At 61.8% G+C, this 18,405-nt stretch carries 16 protein-coding genes; 7 read left to right on the top strand and 9 right to left on the bottom strand.

What is annotated here, in order from left to right:
• Window positions 1–58: 58 nt before the first annotated feature.
• On the bottom strand, window positions 59–946 hold the full coding sequence (locus tag GKZ67_RS03775; protein ID WP_173241217.1) for an NAD(P)H-binding protein: 888 nt from the start codon (window positions 944–946) through the stop codon (window positions 59–61).
• A 142-nt stretch (window positions 947–1,088) separates the two neighbouring features.
• Entirely contained in the window at window positions 1,089–1,991 is a 903-nt protein-coding gene (locus tag GKZ67_RS03770; RefSeq protein ID WP_173241216.1) for an AraC family transcriptional regulator, read from the bottom strand.
• A gap of 126 nt (window positions 1,992–2,117) precedes the next feature.
• Here GKZ67_RS03770 and GKZ67_RS03765 point away from each other — a divergent pair, with 126 nt between their 5' ends.
• From GKZ67_RS03765 to GKZ67_RS03755, 3 genes are all read left to right on the top strand, one after another.
• On the top strand, window positions 2,118–3,245 hold the full coding sequence (locus tag GKZ67_RS03765; protein ID WP_173241215.1) for an XdhC family protein: 1,128 nt from the start codon (window positions 2,118–2,120) through the stop codon (window positions 3,243–3,245).
• 167 nt (window positions 3,246–3,412) lie between these two features.
• A complete protein-coding gene (locus GKZ67_RS03760) occupies window positions 3,413–5,302 on the top strand; it encodes a chloride channel protein (RefSeq protein ID WP_173241214.1) in 1,890 nt (629 codons plus the stop codon).
• A gap of 170 nt (window positions 5,303–5,472) precedes the next feature.
• On the top strand, window positions 5,473–7,593 hold the full coding sequence (locus GKZ67_RS03755) for a TonB-dependent receptor family protein (protein WP_173241213.1): 2,121 nt from the start codon (window positions 5,473–5,475) through the stop codon (window positions 7,591–7,593).
• A gap of 3 nt (window positions 7,594–7,596) precedes the next feature.
• On the opposite strand, the gene GKZ67_RS03750 is transcribed toward GKZ67_RS03755, so the two are convergent.
• Window positions 7,597–9,753: a hypothetical protein gene (locus GKZ67_RS03750; protein WP_173241212.1), complete on the bottom strand. Its 2,157-nt coding sequence runs from the start codon at window positions 9,751–9,753 to the stop codon at window positions 7,597–7,599.
• Between the two features lie 194 nt (window positions 9,754–9,947).
• Between GKZ67_RS03750 and GKZ67_RS03745 the strand changes: the two genes are divergently transcribed.
• Entirely contained in the window at window positions 9,948–10,781 is an 834-nt protein-coding gene (locus GKZ67_RS03745; protein WP_173241211.1) for a hypothetical protein, read from the top strand.
• Here the strand turns inward: GKZ67_RS03745 and GKZ67_RS03740 are convergent.
• The gene (locus tag GKZ67_RS03740; RefSeq protein ID WP_173241210.1) at window positions 10,767–11,330 is read right to left on the bottom strand and encodes a gluconokinase; all 564 of its coding nucleotides are present in this window, start codon (window positions 11,328–11,330) and stop codon (window positions 10,767–10,769) included. The genes GKZ67_RS03745 and GKZ67_RS03740 overlap by 15 nt on opposite strands.
• Window positions 11,331–11,506: 176 nt before the next feature.
• Here GKZ67_RS03740 and GKZ67_RS03735 point away from each other — a divergent pair, with 176 nt between their 5' ends.
• From GKZ67_RS03735 to GKZ67_RS03725, 3 genes are all read left to right on the top strand, one after another.
• Complete coding sequence (locus GKZ67_RS03735) at window positions 11,507–12,421, top strand: alpha/beta fold hydrolase (RefSeq protein WP_173241209.1); 915 nt, start codon at window positions 11,507–11,509, stop codon at window positions 12,419–12,421.
• Between the two features lie 175 nt (window positions 12,422–12,596).
• Window positions 12,597–13,697 (top strand): sensor histidine kinase, encoded by a 1,101-nt coding sequence (locus GKZ67_RS03730; RefSeq protein ID WP_173241208.1) that lies wholly within the window; start codon window positions 12,597–12,599, stop codon window positions 13,695–13,697.
• Window positions 13,678–14,418, top strand: a complete 741-nt coding sequence (locus GKZ67_RS03725) for a LytR/AlgR family response regulator transcription factor (protein ID WP_173241207.1) — start codon at window positions 13,678–13,680, stop codon at window positions 14,416–14,418. Before GKZ67_RS03730 ends, GKZ67_RS03725 begins: the two co-directional genes overlap by 20 nt.
• A gap of 215 nt (window positions 14,419–14,633) precedes the next feature.
• Here the strand turns inward: GKZ67_RS03725 and GKZ67_RS24955 are convergent, their stop codons facing one another.
• The 5 genes from GKZ67_RS24955 to GKZ67_RS03705 all read right to left on the bottom strand — a co-directional run bounded on the left by GKZ67_RS24955 (window position 14,634) and on the right by GKZ67_RS03705 (window position 18,339).
• Entirely contained in the window at window positions 14,634–15,416 is a 783-nt protein-coding gene (locus GKZ67_RS24955) for a M20/M25/M40 family metallo-hydrolase (protein WP_410505039.1), read from the bottom strand.
• A gap of 20 nt (window positions 15,417–15,436) precedes the next feature.
• Window positions 15,437–16,144: a M20/M25/M40 family metallo-hydrolase gene (locus tag GKZ67_RS24950; RefSeq protein ID WP_410505038.1), complete on the bottom strand. Its 708-nt coding sequence runs from the start codon at window positions 16,142–16,144 to the stop codon at window positions 15,437–15,439.
• A gap of 213 nt (window positions 16,145–16,357) precedes the next feature.
• On the bottom strand, window positions 16,358–17,071 hold the full coding sequence (locus GKZ67_RS03715) for an MgtC/SapB family protein (protein WP_173241206.1): 714 nt from the start codon (window positions 17,069–17,071) through the stop codon (window positions 16,358–16,360).
• Window positions 17,072–17,101: 30 nt separating this feature from the next.
• Window positions 17,102–17,386 carry a DUF2252 family protein gene (locus GKZ67_RS03710; protein WP_173241205.1) on the bottom strand — a complete coding sequence of 95 codons (285 nt, stop codon included), beginning with the start codon at window positions 17,384–17,386 and terminating at the stop codon, window positions 17,102–17,104.
• Entirely contained in the window at window positions 17,344–18,339 is a 996-nt protein-coding gene (locus GKZ67_RS03705) for a DUF2252 family protein (protein WP_173241204.1), read from the bottom strand. Before GKZ67_RS03705 ends, GKZ67_RS03710 begins: the two co-directional genes overlap by 43 nt.
• Window positions 18,340–18,405 lie beyond the last annotated feature (66 nt).

The raw sequence follows: 18,405 nt of genomic DNA, 5'->3' as shown, positions 1-18,405 counted from the left end.
GGCCATCTAGCCTACGCGCCTCGGCTGATTGAGCTCACGCCCGGAGTCCACATTACCCCTACTGCTTAAAAGCAGCGGCGAACTCCTTCGCAAAATCCTCCAGCTTCACCTGGCCCAGAGTGGGTTTGTGCTGCTCGTAGTCTTCGCCGAGGGCGCCGCTGCTCATGCTGGCGTAGATGCCCACGATGTCGGCGGCGGTGCTGGCGGGCAGGCCGTTTTTGAGGAGGTTTTCACGCATTTGCTCGTCGGTGAAGGCTACCCAGCGCAGGTCGGGCCGGCCGATGGCGGTGCCCAGGGCCTGGGCCACTTCGGCTTGCGTGCGCTCGTCGCTGGCTACGTAGCGGATAGTGCGGCCGGCAGCGGTGGCGGGTTTGGTCAGCTCCTCGGCAGCGGCGGCGGCGATATCCCTGGGATGCACCAGCGCCACCGGGCGGTCACCGGCGCAGTTAGCACCCATGAAGCCCGCCCCTTTTATCATACCCACGAAGCCGTAGTAGTTGGTGTAGAAGGAGGTAGGCCGCAGGTGCGTGAGCGCCAGGCCCGGCACCGCCGCCAGAATTTCCTCCACGTCGTGCGAGCCGAGGATGCCGCCGGTGCCGTGGTCGCGGTGCGCGCCCCAGGAGCTGAGCTGCACCACCCGCGGCACCCGCGCCTGCTGAATAGCCTGCGCATAGTGGCGGCCGATGCGCTGGAAATAGGCCCGCGAATCGGGCTCGCGGTAGACGGGCGGCACCATGGCGTACACGGCCTCCGCCCCAGCGAAGGTGGCAGCCAGGAAGTCGGCATCATCTACCGAGCCGATGGCGGCGGTGGCGCCCAGCGCTTCGATGGCGGCCCGCCGGTCGGGCTGACTGCTGATGACCGTGACGTTGTGGCCTTGCTGCACCAGCGCGGTGGCCAGCGGCAGGCTGATATTCCCGAGGGAACCAGTGACAATGATTTTCATGGGGCAAAGCTCCGGCGGGGGGGCGGGTGGTTGAAAGGGCGAAAGGGCGGGAAGATTGGGCCGAAGTACGGGGTAGCGCGGACTTTTAGTCCGCGAGGGAGGGCGTTAGGTATACTGGCGTACTGAAAGTCTGCGCTACTGCTCACAACCCCTGCCGGTAGCTCGCCGGCGATACGCCGGTATTATTCCGAAAAAACCGCCCGAATGTGGACTGGTCGAAAAAGTGCAGGGTATCGGCAATCTGACTAATGGATAAGGCCGGGTTTTGCAGCAGCACGGTGGCTTCGAGCAGTACGGCCTCGGTCAGCCACTCCATGGCGCGCTTGCCGGTAACTTCCTTCACGGTTTCGGCGAGGTGCTTGGGCGTGATGCAAAGCTTGTTGGCATAAAACGCCAGGCTGCGCTCGGTGGCGTAGTGGCGGTTGACGAGCTTCTTAAACCCAGCGGCAATCAGCTGGCTGCGGGTTTGGATAGCACCCGACGACACGTGCTGCGCACTGTAGATGGGCGCAGTTTCGTGCAGCAAAATATGAAGCAGGCTGCGTAAAATCTCCTCGCGGTAGGCGTGCGGCGCGTCGTACTTCTGCTCGATGACCTGCAGCAGGGCCGCGATGGCCTCGGCCTGCGCGGGCAGCAGGGCCGCGATGGCCTCGGCCTGCGCGGGCAGCAGCGCCACGACGTGTCGGGCATCGCGCTCAAAAAAAGCGAACGTGTCCAGGTTCAGACTACTGTTGGCCGTAATGAATTCCCTGGCAAAAAAGATGCTCAGGGCCTCCAAATTGGTCGACATAAACGGCCACTGCTTAATAACATACGGCGAGAGCAGCATCAGGGAATGGGGGCCGATATCGTAGGTTTCCAGGTTGACCTGCAGGCGGGCGCTGCCGCGTAGGCAGAGGCCGATTTTGTAGTAATCGCTGCGGTACGGCAGGTTGATAGGCAAGTGTGCCGGCGCGGAGTTCGGCCCCAGAAAGAATACCGCCGCCGGAGTTGCGGCGGGCTCGGTGAGGGCAGCTAGCTGAAAAACGGGGATGGTGGCAGTCATGCAAGGACAATTTACGCGCCGCTGGCCGGTTGGGTGCGTCCGGCCGGAAACCCCGCTTTCGGCTGGGCGGTTTACATAACCCCGCCCTCCTACCGGGCGTACTGCCTCCCCTAACCCGCCTGCCCCATGACCGAGCTCCAACGCCTGTTCCTCGCCTACGACCAGCACCGCACAGCCAGCCGGCCCTGCGCCCTTGCTACGGTAGTGGAGGTAGTAGGCTCGGCCTACCGCCGGCCCGGCGCGCGCATGCTCGTGACCGAAGACGGCGAGCTGACCGGGGCCATCAGCGGCGGCTGCCTCGAGGGCGATGCCCGCCAGCGGGCGCGGCGGGCGATGGCCAAGGGTGAGCCGGCGCTGGTAACCTACGATACCCGCGATGAGGACGACCCGCGCCACGGCCTTGGCCCCGGCTGCCAGGGGGTGGTGCGCATACTGCTCGAACCATTAGACTTTCACGATATTCAGAATCCGCTGGAAATCCTGCGCGATTTTGCCCGTCATCCCGCGCCGGCCGTGCTGGCCACCGTATTTGAAACCGACGCCAGCGGCCTGAAAGCCGCCGTGGGCCAGCGCGTGCTGCTCACCGACACGGGCGTGGTGCGGGGTACGCCGCTGCTGGCCGCCCCGCTGGCCGAAGCGGCCCGCGCCACGCTGGCCCAGGGCCAGTCCCGGGTACTCGACCTGGCCACCGAGGCCGGACCGGTGCGGGTACTGCTCGAAGTGCTGACGCCGCCGCTGCGCCTGGTGGTGTACGGTGCCGGCAACGATGCCCAGCCGCTGGTGCATCTGGCGGCTTCGCTCGGCTGGCACATTGTGGTGGTCGATGGCCGGCCCAATCTGGCTACTCCGGCCCGCTTCCCCGAGGCGGCGGCGGTGCGCCTTGTGCCCGTGCGTGAGCTGGAAGCCGCCACGCCCGACCCGCTGGCTTACCACGTGCTGCTGAGCCACAACTACGCCTACGACCTGGCTGCCCTGCAAACCCTACTGGCTTCGCCAGCGCCCTATATCGGCTTGCTGGGCCCACGGCTGAAAGCCCAGCGGCTGCTCGCCGAGTTGGCCGACGCCCCCGCTACGCAGCTTGCGCAGCTACAGCAGCGCCTACACAGTCCCATTGGCCTCGATTTGGGCAGCGAAACGCCCGAGGAGATTGCGCTGGCCATCGTGGCCGAAATACAGGCGCGGCACAGCAATCGGCAGGGCCGGCCATTGCGCGAGCGGGCCGGCACGGTACACAGGCCGGCCGTAAGCGCCTGAGCATGTCTGCTCCGGGCATCGGCTTAAGCTCCACAGTAAAGTGAGCCACTAGCCGATTGGCACGCTGCTTATTGTCCTTTTTTACCTACTTACCGTTTATGTAGCAGGCGTACTGGTGCAGCTCAGGCTTCATCTTTACCTGCGGTACCGGCGCTGACATTTGCCTTATGAGACACCCTGAGTTAGCCCATGTGGGCATTCCTATTGCGCCTTCTCTCGATTCTACCCTGGCCGACGACGGCGTGCGGCCGCGCGTTGCGCCCGACAAGCAGCGACTGGTACGAATTTCGGCGCTGGCCGTATTAGTTGCTATCACTATCAGCGTGCTGGCGCGGGGCCTGGTTTACCTGATAAATCTCGTAACGAACCTGGTTTTTCACGGCGAAGCTTCCCTTGCTTATCACAGCCCGGCCGATAACCATCTCGGCCTGTGGGTGATAGTCATGCCGGCCCTGGGCGGACTGGTAGTCGGCCTCATGGCCATCTATGGCTCCAAAGCCATTCGGGGCCACGGCATTCCGGAGGCCATGGAGCAGATTCTGACCAACCAGAGCCGGATAAAGCCTTCTATCATGTACCTCAAGCCGCTATCGGCAGCGGTGTCGATTGGTACGGGTGGTCCGTTTGGGGCTGAGGGGCCGATTATCGCTACGGGCGGCGCGCTGGGCTCCACGCTGGGCCAGCTCATCAACATAACGCACCACGAGCGCAAGGTGCTGCTGGCAGCGGGCGCTACGGCGGGCATGTCGGCTATTTTCGGCACCCCCATCGCGGCCGTTTTTCTGGCTATCGAGCTGCTGCTGTTTGAGTTTTCGCCCCGTTCGCTGCTGCCGGTAGCGCTGGCCTGCATTACCGGCGCGGCTGGTCACCACTTGCTCTTCGAGCAAGGGCCCGTATTTGCGATGCCCGCCCTGGCGGCTCCCAGCAACGGCGCGCTGGCTACCTACAGTATCATCGGTCTGCTGGTCGGCCTGGCCTCAGTTATCATTACCAAAATAGTATATTTTGTCGAGGATTTATTTGAAGAGCTGCCCATTCACTGGGCCTGGTGGCCGGCGCTGGGCGGCCTGGCAGTGGGCATCATCGGCTATTTTGCCCCGCACACCCTGGGCGTAGGCTACGAGAATATCTCGACAGTCTTGTCGGGTAATGCGCCGCTGAGCCTGCTGCTGGCCTTGTGCTTTCTGAAGTTTGCCTCGTGGGCCATCTCGCTGGGCAGCGGCACCTCGGGCGGCACGCTGGCTCCGCTCTTAACCATTGGCGGGGCTACGGGGGCGTTGCTGGGCGTGGCTATCCGCCACTTTTTCCCGGCCTCCGATATTGTGCTGCCGCTGGCGGCGCTGGTGGGCATGGCCGCTATGTTTGCGGGGGCATCGCGGGCGCTGCTTACCTCCATCGTGTTTGCCGTGGAGTCGACGGGGCAGGCGCAGGCCCTGCTGCCGTTGCTGGGCGCGTGCACGGGCGCTTACCTGGTGTCTTTTCTGCTGATGGGCAATACCATCATGACCGAGAAAATAGCACGCCGGGGCGTTAAAACGCCCGTAGACTACGAGCCCGACCTGCTCGACAAAGTCAATGTGGAGCGGGTGTTACAAGGCAATATGCTCGCTATCAGCACCGACAACACTATTGGTGAGGTGCGCGAATGGAGCGAGCGCGAGCCCGAGCGCACCACGCCGCACCTGGTTACGGTGAACCCCGACGGCACTTTTGCCGGTATTGTGAGCCTCGTAACGCTGGCCGGCTGGCATTCCGACGACAATGCGCCTATCAGCACGCTGCTGCAGCCACGCACGGCCGCGGTGCTGGCCACCGACTCGCTGCGCACGGCCGTAGAGCGCATGGCCCGCGAAAACGTGGATGTGCTGCCGGTGGTATCGAGCGGCACCCTGCCGCAGGTGAGCGGCATTATCTCGTACCGCGACATTCTGGCGGCCTATAAAAATCGCCTCGAAGACGATAATAAAAGAGCGCCGCACATCCTGCTCAAGCGCAAGAGCCTGCGCGTGCTGCTGCGCGGCCAGGCCCTGTTCCAAAAGCAGCGCACGGAAGCGTAGGAGCTCCTTATCCGGCGGCCAACCTGCCTTATCGGGAGGGCGTCAGTTGCCGGACACAGAAAAAGGATTTCGGTAGTTGCCGAAATCCTTTTTCCACGTTATAGCCTTTAGCATTCGGGCTTAAACTTCTGCCTGACGCACCGATTGCGACAACCATACTCCACGAGCTTATGCTGCTTCGCTACTTACTGGCGGCTGCGCTGGGTTTGCCGGCTTTACGCCTGGCCGCCCAGACTCCGGCCCCTGCCGATACTACTACCCGTCTTTTGCCTGGCGCCACGGTGGTAGGCTACGGCCAGCGGCTGCCGCTACGCCGCACGGCCGCCGGCGTGGGGGTTATCGACAATACCACTATTGAGCGCTTTAATGAAAGCTCGCTGACTTCGGCCGTGAATACGCTGCCGGGCGTGCGCCTCGAAGAGCGGGCCACTGCCAGCTACCGCATCAGCGTGCGAGGCAGCACGCTGCGCTCGCCTTTTGGGGTACGCAATGTCAAAATGTATTACTTCGATATTCCCTTTACGGAAGCCAACGGCACCACCCAGCTCAACCTACTCGACCCATCGCAGCTAGGGCGCATTGAGGTGCTGAAGGGGCCGGCGGGCAGCGTATACGGGGCGGGCACGGGCGGCGTAATACGCCTCGAGAACCGCCGGCCGCAGCCGGGCACCAGCCAGGCCCAGGCGGGCTACTCGGCGGGCTCGTTTGGTTTTCAGCGCTTTACGGCCACTGCCGAAGCCAGCGGCAAAGGCAGCGACTACTGGCGCGCCCAGTATGCGCACCAAAGCCTCGACGGCTACCGCCAGCACAGTGCCCTGCGCCGCGAGGTCTTTGCCCTGGATGGCGAAGTAAGCCCTTCGGCCAGGCAGACCTTATCCTTGCACGCGCTTTATACCGATATCAATTACCAGCTGCCCGGTGGCCTCACCCGCGCCGAGCTGGAGCACGACCCGCGCCAGGCGCGACCCAGCACGCCGGCCGGGCCGGGCACGGTGGCGCAGCAGGCTTATTATGCTTCGCAGACCGGCTTGCTTGGGGCTACCCACGAATATAGATTTTCGGATGGCTGGAGTACAACGACCACCCTCTACGGCCGGGCCAGCAGCATTCAAACGCCCTACCTGGTTGATTGGGAGCGGGATGCCAAGCTGGAGGGCGGCGGCCGCATGGCCCTTAGCTACCGGGGCACGCTGGCCAGGCACACGCTGCGGGTGCAGGGCGGCGGCGAGTTTCAGGCTTCCTTTACCGACTCGCGCAGCTACCTCAACGTGGGCGGCGCCCCTACTACCCTGCGCTACGACGACGAGATAACAACGCGTACGGGCTTCGCTTTTGCGCAGGCCGACTACGAGCTGCCGGCCGGACTGCTCCTCACGGCCGGGGCCAGCTACAACCGCCTGCGCTACCAGATTGCCCGCGTGTCATCGGCCGCAACGAACCCGACCGGCTACGTGGTAACCCAGGATTTTCGGCCGCAGGTGTCGCCGCGCGTGGCGCTGCTGAAAGAGCTAACTTCCGAAATTTCGGTCTATGCCAGCGTGAGCACGGGCTTTTCGCCGCCTACCGAGGCTGAGCTGCGGCCTTCCGATGGCACCATCAGCCAGGGCTTGCAGGCCGAGCGCGGCACCAGCTACGAGGTAGGCGGCCGGGGGGCGCTGCTGCACCAGCGCCTGACGTTTGACGTGGCTCTGTTCGACCTCGAATTAGCCAACACTATCGTCTCGCGCTCCGATGCCCAGGGCGTGCAACTGTTTGCCAACTCGGGCACCACGCACCAGCGCGGGGCCGAAGTGGCCCTGAGTGGCTACCTCTGGCGGCCGGAGCCGGCAGCGCTGAATTCCGGCAACGTGACAACGGCTGGCAACAGCCTGCGCGCCTGGACCAGCTACGCCTACAATCACTTCCGCTTCGGCACTTATGAGTCGGCCACGGGGCAGAACTACGGCGGCAACCAGCTTACGGGCACCGCGCCGCACACGCTCAGCGCGGGGCTCGACTTTACGCAGCAGCTGGGCTTTTACCTGAGCCCGACGGTCAGCCACCAGTCGACGCTACCCCTCAACGATGCCAACACCGACTACGCGGCCGGCTACTGGGTTTTTGGCAGCCGCGCCGGGTGGCGGCATACGCTATTTGCAAAGCTGAACGTAGATATATACGGCGGACTCGATAATATAGCAAATATACGATATAGCCTGGGCAACGACCTCAATGCCTTTGGCGGGCGCTACTTTCAGCCGGCGCCGGGGCGCAACTACTACACCGGGGCACTGGTGGCGTGGCGCTGGTAGCCGCTAGAGCGTTACGCCAATGCCCGGCCCGAACAGCAGAAATGGCTTGCCCTGCGACAGCAAATAGCCGCCGCCCAGGTAGAGCGGAAACGTGAGCCGGGCCCCCGTTCGAATGGGCGTTACGGAGCCCAGAATCACGATGCCCAGGTCGCGCTGCACCGGATTGTTCGGGTCGTTATTCGACGACAGGTTGAAGGCGTTGAGGGCCACAAAGCCCGCCCCGATGCGGTAGGGCCGCAGCTTGTTGATGCGGTCGGGGGCATAAAAGCTGAGCTGGGCCAGCGTAGCCAGGCTGATGCCGCTGAAGCTGCCATAGCCATCGACGTTCTTAATCTTGGTGAGCAGGCCCGCCGGGAAGCTCACGTTGATATCAAAATTGACATGGCGGCGCAGCACCAGCTCAACCTGCTGCGAATAGCCTTTGGTGGTGTATTGCAGCGGGTTGTGCTTAATCACAATCACGATGCGGTACCAGGCATCGAGGTCGTAGGTTTTGCGGGTCAGGATGGTGTTCAGGTTCAGGTTGCCCACCTGGCAGTCGTTGCCCTGGTAGTAGGCCGAGCGCGGCGACGACTCGCCGGGGCAGATAGTGAGGTTATCGACCCGCTGCTGGTCGATGAGGTTGCCCTTGTCGTCGAGAATCCGCACGTCCAGCGCCAGGTACTGGCGGCCGTAGAGGTCGGATGACTGGTCGATGGCATTGGTATTGAAGCTAACAACCACATCGGAAATGGTGCGGTCGTAGAGCACAGGGCCGTTGAGCTGGGTAATGGGGTGCGGGCCGTTGCCGTAGTTCACCTGCACAAAGTTGAGCGGGTGCGGGCGCTGGGCTTCCTTCACGCTGAGCGAAAAATCGGTGGGTGTACCGCCATCAAACACCGCCACCCGCTTGCGCACAATGGCCAGCGGCACCTGCAAGCGATAAATCACGGCCTTTTCGGAGCGCGTCGAGGAGTCGGAGGGTACTACCGATACGCCATCGAAATGGTAGCGGCCTTTCAGCAGCGACTCGCCTTCGAGGCGTACATCCACGGTTTCGCTGGGGCTGATGGTAGTGCTTGAGGTCCAGTCGCCGCCCCGGTGCAGCACGCTGATGGCGGCAATGCGCGGCCGGGGCGTAATGTCAAAATTCGTAATGTACTTCGCCACGTCGCCGTCCTTGATGTAGAGATAGCCCTCGCTTTGGCGGTGCGGGTTGTACACCCGCAGCTGGCACAGCACCCGGTCGTTTGATATATAGTTTCGGGTGTATATTTCGGCTATAAGGGCGCCGCCTGGCTCCTGCTGCGCCTCCACGCGATAGGTGCGGTGCAAGTCAAAATTGTGGCCATCATCAAGCACAAACTCTATGCCCTGGCTGCGGCCGGCCTCATCGTAAGTTACGTCCTTGCGCTCGGCAGTAAGAAAGCGCAGGCGGCTGGCTTTCACCACAAAATCGAGGCGCAGCGGCGGCAGCTGGTAGGTGAGGCGACCCGCGCCGTCGAGGTGCGGGCGCTCGGCCAGGGCGCGCACTACCACCGAGTGCGGCCCCAGCGCATTGGGTACCAGGTGCAGAAACAGGCCGTTTTTTTCGCGCGCCAGCTTGTAGTCGATATCCTGGTTTTTGGTCCAGTCGTTGCTGATGCGCACGTTGGCCAGGTTGTTGGTGCTCACTTCCAGCACTTTCTCTTCGCCAATAAACAGCTCGGAGTTGCTCACGCGGGCGTCGAGCGTAGTGCGGGTCAGCGGCAGCAGGCTGATAAGCTGCTGGGCGCGGGCCAGCCGGCCGGCCGAGTCGGTAGCCGGCGCAAAAGCCAGCCGCACAAAAGGCACGCCGGTAAGGTTGCGAAAGTGCAGCATTCCGCGATACTCGCCACTGGCGCTGGCCACGAGCGAGTCTTGCAGTACATAGTCGGGCGAGGGCAGCAGGCGCGGGGCCCGGCGACCGGGCCGCAGCGGCACCAGGCGCAGTTCGGCCACCTGGTCATCGTTGTGGTAATAAAAATACAGGCGTGGCTCGCCCGCCACGGTCAGCATCTGCTCGCCGAGGCTATAGCGCACGGTGTCGAACGTGAGGGAAAGACTGCGCAGCAGCGGAGTGCCCGGCGCGGCCCCCTGGGCGTGGGCCACGCCGGCGGCCAGCAGCAATAAAAGGCTCAGCAGCCACCTTTTCTTCATCATAACAAATACAGCTAGTGGCGCAAAGGTCCGCCCTGGCATGGCCTTTGGCCAATACCGGCGCATATTTTTAAGCTCCTAACCCTGATTAAACCTTACACCTTGCCCGGCATCTGAACCTACCGGCTCGCAGGGGCCCACTCCCACCTGCTGCTGAGCCGAATCTTTTGCCGACCTTTGCCTCTCTCACCCTTTTTATGCGCCGCACTTTTTGCTGCTGCCTACTGCTCAGTAGTCCGATTTTTTCGGCAGTAGCTGGTAGCTTTTCTCCCGACGCCGACTCGTCGGCTACGCCACCGCCCCGCCTCACGGTGGGCCTTGCGTCGGCCAACCGCACTACTTATCTGCAACGGGCACCCCAGGCCGCCGACGATAAGGGCTACCTCGGCACTACCCTCACCTACCAGGCCCCGACAGGGTTTATCAGCTCATTATACCTCAACCATTCGTATAATTACCAAACGCTGCACGAGCCTTTTATCAACTTTGGCGAAGCAATGGCGGGGTGGCAATCGGTGAGCGAGTCCGACACATACTGGACCGTGCAGTACACCCACCTGTTTTCCTACGGAGAAAGTGCGCTGGTGCAAGCTTCGCTGCGCAATGACCTCAGCGCCAGCGTTACGCAGTTTTTTGGCTTTGCCACGGCCAGCCTCAGCGCCGACGTGTTTGTGGGCAATACCCACGACGTGGTGCTGAGCCTCGACCTGAGCCACCGCTTTCAGCTGCCCGCGCTGGGCCACGATACCCTGTTGATAGAGCCAACCGTGGAGCTGGGCGCGGGCAGCCAGCATTTCTACGCCGCCTCGCTGGGCCAAACCAGCCGCGTTAAGAACGCCCGGCGCGGCACTACCACCGTATTTAAGGAGCCCGACTCGCCGGCGTTCAGTACGCTGGGCTACACTCTCTCAGTGCCGATTGCGCTGGCGGCGGGGCGCTTTAGCTTATCGGCTACGCCCAGCTACCTGGTGCCCCTGCACGTACCCACCGGGGCGAGAGCGGCGCTTTTTTTTACCTCACCCTGGGAGTGAGCCGGACGTTTTGGTAAGTGGCGGCATGGGCGTGGCGGCCGGTAGTGGCTTTTCGGGTAGCTGCAGCTGGGTTATCACCTGCGCCACCAGCTGCTCGGGCGTGTCCTCGATGCTGAGGCGCAGGCCGTAGGCAGGTCGCTCCAGCGTAGCCAGCTGCGAATCAAGCATATCGGCTTTCATATAATGGCCCTGCCGGTCGGTAAGGCGGGCACGCAGCACGGCGGGGTCACCATCGAGAAACACCCACTGCAAGGGCAACTGTGCGCCGGCCTGCAGGGTTTGGCGGTAGCTTTCCCGCAGGGCCGAGCAGGCCAGCACGGCCCCGCCGGCCTGCTCCCACTGCCCGAGGTCGGCGGCCAGGGTGGCGAGCCAGCCGGCGCGGTCTTCGTCGGTGAGCGGAATGCCCTGGGCCATCTTGGCCACGTTGGCGGCCGGGTGAAAGTCGTCGCCATCGTAAAAGGGCCGGCCAATGCGCTGGGCCAGCAGCTTGCCCACGGTGGTCTTGCCACAGCCCGAGACGCCCATGACAATGATGTTTGGTTGGTTCATAAGCACAAATAACGCTCGCAGTGGTGGCTAGGCCAACGGCACCAGGGGCTGGCAGTTCGACCAGGGGTTTTTACCACTCGGCCGGGTGCTCTTACCGCTCGCCGCTGGTTGGCTTGAAGGGCGTGGTGCCAGCGGGTAGGTTTGACCTATTCTTTCACCATCCACCCCTTTCAGCTATGTTTACTTCCCTGCTTTCGCGCTGGATTTTTGTACTCGCCCTCGTGCTGGCGCTACCAGCAAGCCGCCTGGCGGCCCAGCCGGCCCCGGCCGCTCATCCCACGTTCGAGGTTAGGGTAGTGGGCAAGGGCCAGCCGGTTATCCTCATTCCAGGCCTCACCTGCCCCGGCGCGGTATGGAACGAAACCGTGGCCCGCTACCAAGGCCAGTATCAGTGCCACGTTATCTCGCTGGCGGGCTTTGGCGGCGTGGCACCGCAGCAGCCGGTATCCGGGCACCTGCTGCAAGACACCCGCGACCAGCTGCTGGCCTATATCAAAGCCCAGCAGCTGCGGCGGCCAGTCGTCATTGGCCACAGCCTGGGCGGCTTTCTGGCCTTGTGGATGGCAGCTACTGACCCCACGGCCCTCGGTCCGCTCGAAATAGTAGATTCGCTGCCCTTCCTTTCGGCCATTCAAAACCCCGCCACTACGGCCGAAAGCGCCCGCCCCCAGGCCGAGCAGCTGCGCCAGCAAATGAGCAAAGGCCGCCTGCCCCTGGCCGCCGAGCGCCAGCTGGTGGCCGGCATGGTCACCGACACCGCCCGCATCACGCAGGTGGCCCGCTGGGGCCTGGCCTCCGACCCCGCCACTGTGGCCCAGGCCATGTACGATATGTACGTCACCGACCTGCGGGCCGACCTGGCGCGCATTCAGCAGCCGGTGCTGGTGCTGGGCACCTGGGCGGCCTACAAGGCCTACGGCGCTACAAAAGAAAGTACGCGCGCCATCTTCACCCAGCAGTATGCCAAGCTGCCTACGGCCCGCATCGAGCTGTCGGAAGCCGGCCGCCACTTCGTGATGTATGACGATACTGCCTGGTTTTTTGCCCAAACCGATGGCTTTCTCAAGCAGCGCCGGGTGGCCACCCGGTAAGCGCTGCGAGCAGCCTGGCAGCCAGGCTGCTCGCAGCTTAGCATACATATATTTTTTTTATTATATAATAAATACGCTATTAACCAGCCAAAAGTCACCTCGCTTTGCCTGGTGCTATTGCCGGGCTGCGGCCTGGCAGTAGCTTTCGGTTCTCCTCTCAGCAATTGGCTAATTTATGCCTGGTATTCTTCGTCCTCGTCTTTACTGGACACTTCAGGGTATAGGATGGGCGCTATATGGCCTGTTCGGTGGTCTTCTGGCGAGCATTTTCGGGCGTTTCTCGCTGGAAATTATCGCGGTAGAAATCATCGTAGCGGCAACGCTACTGCTGTTCAGCCATTTGCTGCGGCGCTACCTCAAGCGGCACGGCTGGGTGCGGCTGCCACTTTTGGCGCTGCTGCCCCGGCTGCTGCTGGCGCACCTGCTGGTAACTGTAGTCAGCATCACCACCATCGGGCTGCTTACAAGCCTGTTTTTTAGCCTGTTGCGGCCCACTACCAGCAGCCAGGGGTTTCCGTGGGTGCAGTACATTGGCTACACACTCAATGTGTTTTTTGTGCTCTGGGGCTGGTCGGCCATCTACTTTGGCCTGCATTATTTCGACAACTACCGCTCGGCAGAGGTCGATAAATGGAAGCTCGCCGCCACGGCCCGCGAGGCCGAGATGCGCACGCTGCAAGCCCAGCTCAACCCCCATTTTCTCTTCAATGGCCTCAACAATATCCGGGCCCTGGTGATGGAAGACCCCGCCCGCGCCCGCGCCATGATGACGCACCTGGCCGAGCTGCTGCGCTACTCCATGCAGCGCAACGGGGCCGAGCAGGTACCGCTGGCCACGGAGCTCGAAATCGTGGAGAATTACCTGCAGCTGGAAGCCATGCAGCTCGAAGAGCGCCTGCATTACTCGCTTGATGTGATGCCGGCCGCGCTACCGGCCCTGCTGCCGCCCATGACCCTGCAGCTGCTGGTCGAGAATGCTATCAAGCACGGGCTGGCTCCGCGCCCGGCCGGGGGGCAGCTCAGCGTAAGCGCCCAGCTTAATGAGGCCGGTACGGGCTTGCTTATAGCGGTGCGCAATACCGGCACCTATGCGCCACAGCCGGGCCATCCCGGCCTGGGCGTGCGCAACGTGCAGGAGCGCCTGGGGCTGCTGTTCGGAGCTGCCGCCCGCTTTGCCATCGGCCCCGACCCGCTGCTGCCCGATACCGTGCTGGCCGAACTTCAGCTGCCAGTTCATCACCCTCAACTCTTGCTGCATGAACGCCCTGCTCATTGACGACTCCCGCCTGGCCCGTACCGAGCTGCGCCACCTGCTGCGCGCCTTTCCGGAGGTAGAAGTGGTGGGCGAGGCGCGCCACGCCGACGAGGCCCGGCAACAGATTCGGACGCTGCGGCCCGATGTGCTGTTTCTGGATATTCACATGCCCGGCCAGACGGGCTTCGACCTGCTGGCTTCGCTCGATGGGCCGGCTCCGCACGTCATTTTCACTACTGCCTACGACCAGTATGCCCTCAAAGCATTTGAGGTGAATGCCCTGGATTATCTGCTAAAGCCCGTGAGCGAGACACGCCTGGCAGCGGCCCTCGAAAAAATCAGGCTATTGGCGCCGCCGCTGGCTCCGGCCCATCTGCCGCGCCCGGCCGGCCCTACTCTGCCCTACCTCACGGCCCAGGACCAGGTGTTTGTGAAAGACGGCGAGCGCTGCTGGTTTGTACATCTGGCTGATATCCGGCTCTTCGAAATCAGCGGTAGCGCCACGCGGGTGTATTTCGAGCAGCACCAGCCGCTGATTCCGCGCAGCCTGCAACAGCTCGAAGCCCGCCTCGACCCCAAAGTATTCTTTCGCGCCAACCGCCAGCAGATACTCAACCTGCAGTGGATTGCCGGTATCGAGCCCTGGTTCAGCAACACACTCAAAATCCGCCTGCGCAACGGGCCGGAAGTAGAGGTGTCGCGCAGCCAGTCGGGGCTATTCCGGGAGCTGATGAGCTTATAAGCTGTTTATTTTTCGTTGTTTGGTGGATTATGCCAACGCTTTGCCTCACAGAAGCTGGCTAGTAAAGTCGGAAAATCTATTTAAACGTCCTGCTTCGACAGGCTCAGCAGGCCGGCCTTTCAATTTGGCAATCAGCTTTCTACTTTCTTACTAACAGAACGCTAGCTGAGCACGGCGTTCTGTTATTTTTTTAACGCGGCTCCCTGATTTTCATTTCAGAGATGCACTATGAAGCGGTTTAGGAAGCCGGGGCCGCAGCGGGCTGCCGGCTTTTTCGCCGGCAGCCCGCTCGTTAGCCGAACGATTTTGGGCGCACGATAAGCAGCCCGCCCGCGATACTGCCCAACCAGACTTTCTAACCCGCTTCTATGCCCCTGACCTCTGCGGTCTGCGCAAACTCTACTTGTCCTTGTCGATAGCCAGTATCGTTTGCAAAAGCACATTAGCACCATTAGCCATGTCTGCCGCTGTGGTAAATTCTTTGTACGCATGACTGATGCCCCGACACTCGGGACGAAAATCATGGCCACAGGGGCGATTGCGGCGATTTCCTGTGAGTCATGGCCCGCCCCGCTTTGCATAAGCTTTGTACTTAAACCCAGGGCTTTAGCAGCTGTATTGATGGCTTGCTGTAATTTCTTATCCGTGAGGGCTGGCTTAGAGGCGTTTGCCTGCCGCTCAAACCTGATAGTCGTTTTGCTTTCGGTGGCTATTGCGGCGGCCCGCTTTTCTATCTCACGAAAGAGCGTCTCAATTTTATCGGCTACCAAATCCCGTATCTCCAGCCCCATTACCACTTTACCCGGAATTACATTGTAGGCATTGGGCGTTGCGGCGATTTTCCCAATAGTACCTACCTGATTCCCTGGTACAGAGTTAATGACTTCATTTACGGCAATGATGAGTCTGGCCGAAGCCAGCAGGGCATCCTGCCGCATATTCATGGGGGTGGTACCCGCATGGTTGGCAAAACCTTCTACTGTGACTTCCCAGTGCACAATTCCTACAATTCCCTCTACTACGCCAATCTGTACGTGCTCCCGCTCCAGAATGCCCCTTGCTCGATATGCAATTCCAGCCAGGCGTGAATGTCTCCCTTTTTTCGGATGCAGGATTGAATAGTATCGGGGTTACCGCCAATTGCCTTAATTCCTTCCGCCATAGTTAAGCCATTTTGGCTTTTTTGCTGCAACCCCTCTTTGGTTAATGCGCCCGCCATCGCCATACTACCGATAGTGCCTCCCTCCTCATTGGAAAAAATAATTACTTCCAGCGGATGCTCGGTCACTAGCTTATTTTCGTTCAGCACGTCAATTACTTCTAACGCCCCGATTGAACCCACCGGCCCATCGTAGTTTCCCCCATCCGGAACCATGTCAATGTGCGAACCGAAAGCAATGGGTTTGAGCGCCTGATTTTTTCCTTTTCGTTTACCGATAATATTTCCGGCTGCATCAATAACCGGGTCGAGCCCGGCCTTTTTCAGCTGCTCGATAAACCAGGCTCTTCCGTCAATATCTCCTTTAGTGAACGCAACCCGGTAGCCATGACCTTTATCGTCCATGCCGAATTTAGCAAATTCAGTAATGCGGCTTACCATGCGCTGCTCGTTTACTTTCAGCTTGTTGTCACCTATAGAATTTTTGCTATAGGATTCCAGTAGCCCAACTGCGCTTACGCCTAAAGTAGTTAGAGAGGCATTTTTAACAAAAATTCTTCTTTTCATGGTTTTTACTTAACGTGTGAATAAGAGGCGGTTTAGAAAGTCGGGGCCGCAGCGGGCTGTCGGCTCATTAATCGCACGGCTTTGGACGCACGATGAGCGGACAGCCGGCGATACCGCCCAATTCGACTTTCTAAACAGCCTCTAAGTAACTGGTAGCTAGCTGTGTCTACTTCTACAGCTGGCAGGGTTTTAAAACTGGCACGCAAAACAACCTTATGTCTGCGTCGCTAGCGCCATCAGCGGCTCGCCGCTCACCTGCGCTACGCCCGGCACAGCGGCCAGCGCCGCCAGCAGCTGGCCAAACGGGGCCGTATCGGTAGGCAGGCGCAGGGTAGCCTGTACCACCGGCGGGGTGGTTTCCGTTACGCGCAGCGTGAGCAGATGCCAGCTGTTGAGCAGCGCGAGCACCGCCGGCAAGGGCGGCCCGGCTCCCGCGGGCAGAGCCGGCAGCAGCTCGATGCGCACGCGATAATCCTGGGTTGCCGGCGCCAGGGCGGCCGGGGCCGTAAAGCGGTTGATGAGGCTGTCGAGGGGCCGCAGCAACACATTGGCCGTCAGGATAAAAAGCGTACCCACGCAGGCCTCGTACCAGCTTCCCAGCCCGGCCAGCGTGCCAATACCCGCCGCGCACCATACCGTGGCCGCCGTGGTAAGGCCCACAATGGTAGTGCCCTCGCGCAGAATAGCACCGGCTCCCAAAAACCCGATACCCGTGATAACCTGCCCAGCCACGCGGCCGGGAGCCGAGGCATCGTTGGTAATACTCTGCGCCATGAGCACAAACAGCGCCGCGCCCAGCGCCACCAGGGCATTGGTGCGCGTGCCGGCCGTGCGATGATGAAGCTGACGCTCGAGGCCCAGTACCGCGCCCAACACCAACGCCAGCGCCAGCCGAAACTCAAATTGCACTAAAACAGCTGACTGCATACACGAATATCCTGTTAAGAAGGCCGAAAGCTATAAGCTGGCTGCCGTCGGCAGCGCGCCGTCGTGGCAGGCCGCGTGAAAAGCCAGGTAATCGGCTTCGACCGCCAGCTGCGCCTCTCGGCTGAAAGCTACTACTTCCTCCTGCCAGCTGGCTCGGCTTGCCCCAAATGCGCGCAGCTCATCGGGGCCGGCTGCGCCCAGGTGGCCGGCCGCCCGCAGGTGCGCCCAGGCTACCAGCTGCCCAAAAACGGGCAGCGCAGCCTGAAAACCAGCTACATTCTGGGTGAAATTACTAAAATCGAGCTTGTCTGCCACCGGCTGCAAGTCCCGGAGCACAAAAGGCTGGCCCCCAGTGTAAGGGGTTGAAGCAGCGCCGGGCAAACCGCCTGCATGTAGCCCTGAGCAGCTACTACCCGCGCCGCCTCGGTGGGCCAGACCGGCTGCGGCACTGCGCAAAAAGCTAGCGGCGCAGCCGGCAGCGCCAGCTTTAAATCGAGGAGAAGCGGCAATTTGCCCACCTGCCGGCTCTGCGCCAGGATGGCGTAGCGTGGTACGCCCAGGCTGCCCACTCCGGCAATGCGACCGGCTACATCGAGCAGCGGGCCACAGGGCGGCGAGGGCTGCTGCTGCCGCCAAGCTTCGACCGCGTGCCGCACGGCCAGGTATTCGGCCAGTGGCAAGGGGCGCAGGGTGGGCGACTTGCAGGCGCGCAAGTGCCAGCCACCGCGCCGGCTGGCCCGGCCCGCCAGCAGGTCGCGCTGCCGGCGCTGCTGCACAGCTTTGAGTAGCTGCCGCACCAGCCCGTGCGCGGTGGCCCGCTCCAGCAGGTAGGCTTTACCGGCTGCCAGCGCGGATGTGTAGGCCAGCAGGAGTTGTTTGACGCAGGTCTGCTGCTCGGCTAGCGCTAAGCCAAAATGCGCGGCGGCCAGGCGCGCACTCACTACCAAACGGCCTATATCCCAGAGCAGAGGACCCAGCACGGCTTCATCAAAGTCGTTTAAGTCGAAATAAACCAGCTTATTACCTCCCCGGTAAGAGCCAAAGTTTTCGACGTGGGCATCGCCGCACAGCCAGCCGACAGGGCCGCCGGCAACGGCCTCAGCGGCCCCAAAGCGAGCGTAGTACAGGGGCGCGCTGCCCCGGAAAAAAGCCAGCGCATCGGCTTGCATGCGGTGGTAGCGCAACGGCAGCAGTACCGGCACCCGACCAGCATCATGCAGCTGAAAAAATGCGGACAGGGAGGCGGGCGTCGCAGAAATCTGGGTCACAGGCAGCGGGAATGAGCGCGTAAAGACACCGTAATGTATAGCTTCTACATCACTATTGGCTGAAGA

This window comes from Hymenobacter sp. BRD67 (genome assembly GCF_013256425.1).
GTDB lineage: Bacteria > Bacteroidota > Bacteroidia > Cytophagales > Hymenobacteraceae > Hymenobacter.
This window is presented reverse-complemented; position numbering and strand designations above follow the sequence as displayed.

Bases quoted from the DNA above. Each gene is read 5' to 3' on its own strand.
- GKZ67_RS03715 (WP_173241206.1), bottom strand. From the start codon at position 17,071: ATGCAGTCAGCTGTTTTAGTGCAATTTGAGTTTCGGCTGGCGCTGGCG.
- GKZ67_RS03735 (WP_173241209.1), top strand. From the start codon at position 11,507: ATGTTTACTTCCCTGCTTTCGCGCTGGATTTTTGTACTCGCCCTCGTG.
- GKZ67_RS03755 (WP_173241213.1), top strand. From the start codon at position 5,473: ATGCTGCTTCGCTACTTACTGGCGGCTGCGCTGGGTTTGCCGGCTTTA.
- GKZ67_RS03770 (WP_173241216.1), bottom strand. From the start codon at position 1,991: ATGACTGCCACCATCCCCGTTTTTCAGCTAGCTGCCCTCACCGAGCCC.
- GKZ67_RS03725 (WP_173241207.1), top strand. From the start codon at position 13,678: ATGAACGCCCTGCTCATTGACGACTCCCGCCTGGCCCGTACCGAGCTG.
- GKZ67_RS03760 (WP_173241214.1), top strand. From the start codon at position 3,413: ATGAGACACCCTGAGTTAGCCCATGTGGGCATTCCTATTGCGCCTTCT.
- GKZ67_RS03775 (WP_173241217.1), bottom strand. From the start codon at position 946: ATGAAAATCATTGTCACTGGTTCCCTCGGGAATATCAGCCTGCCGCTG.
- GKZ67_RS03745 (WP_173241211.1), top strand. From the start codon at position 9,948: ATGCGCCGCACTTTTTGCTGCTGCCTACTGCTCAGTAGTCCGATTTTT.
- GKZ67_RS03750 (WP_173241212.1), bottom strand. From the start codon at position 9,753: ATGATGAAGAAAAGGTGGCTGCTGAGCCTTTTATTGCTGCTGGCCGCC.
- GKZ67_RS03740 (WP_173241210.1), bottom strand. From the start codon at position 11,330: ATGAACCAACCAAACATCATTGTCATGGGCGTCTCGGGCTGTGGCAAG.
- GKZ67_RS24950 (WP_410505038.1), bottom strand. From the start codon at position 16,144: ATGAAAAGAAGAATTTTTGTTAAAAATGCCTCTCTAACTACTTTAGGC.
- GKZ67_RS03765 (WP_173241215.1), top strand. From the start codon at position 2,118: ATGACCGAGCTCCAACGCCTGTTCCTCGCCTACGACCAGCACCGCACA.
- GKZ67_RS03730 (WP_173241208.1), top strand. From the start codon at position 12,597: ATGCCTGGTATTCTTCGTCCTCGTCTTTACTGGACACTTCAGGGTATA.